This is a genomic window from Lysinibacillus sp. FJAT-14222, from assembly GCF_001278875.1.
GTDB classification, from domain to species: domain Bacteria; phylum Bacillota; class Bacilli; order Bacillales_A; family Planococcaceae; genus Lysinibacillus; species Lysinibacillus agricola.
In genome coordinates this window covers 1-830 of sequence record NZ_LIYL01000030.1, presented here as the reverse complement: position 1 = coordinate 830, position 830 = coordinate 1, and the positions used below count along the sequence as shown (strand labels likewise).

Annotated in this window: 1 protein-coding gene; it reads left to right on the top strand. The window is 30.7% G+C overall.

Annotated elements, in window-relative coordinates:
- The coding region (locus AN161_RS14195) for a GHKL domain-containing protein (RefSeq protein WP_143114810.1) at positions 1–830 on the top strand (830 nt) is incomplete at both ends.

Genomic DNA, 830 nt, shown 5'->3' with positions numbered 1-830 from the left:
TATATTTCGGTATTCCTTGGTATTGCTACAGTCATCTTTATGTACATCAATATCATGGCAATTGACCATGACAATTTCTATGAAAGTGTTCAAAAAAATTTAGCGATGTTCTTAATTTATTTTCTATTACTTTCAATTAGTCTATTTGTCGTTCTATATTTAGCATTTAAACAATATAAAATAAAGCAACGTGAACAAGAAATGAAAAACTTCGAATCATATGTTGCATCTATTGAACAAATTAACCAGGATATGCGCAAATTCAAACATGACTACATTAATATTTTATCTACATTACGGACATTTATTGATGATAAAAACTATGAAGGTCTACATACATATTTCTATGATCATATTTTAGAAGCGAATCATCATGAACAGCTAAATCAACAAGCGATGATGATGCTAAACAACTTAAAAATAAATAGTTTAAAAGGGTTAGTAACTACAAAAATTTTACAAGCCCAATCACATCATGTACTGTTTTACATTGAAATTGTTGAGGAAGTTACAGATATTGATGTAGACCCAGTTCTTTTAAATCGTATGGTTGGAATTTTACTAGATAATGCAATTGAAGCTGCACGAGGGGTTGAAAATGGCGAAGTCCGCATGGCGTTTATCCGCATGGACGAGATTGTCTTATTAGTTGTGAGTAACACATTTGATAAGAAAATATCTATTAAGGTGCATGAAATTTATCAAGAAGGCTTTTCAACAAAGGGAGAAAATCGAGGTCTAGGCTTAGCTAATTTACGTCAAATAACAAATGATTTACATAACGTCAATTTGAACACGAAAATTAGTCCCCCTTATTTTATTCAAGAAGT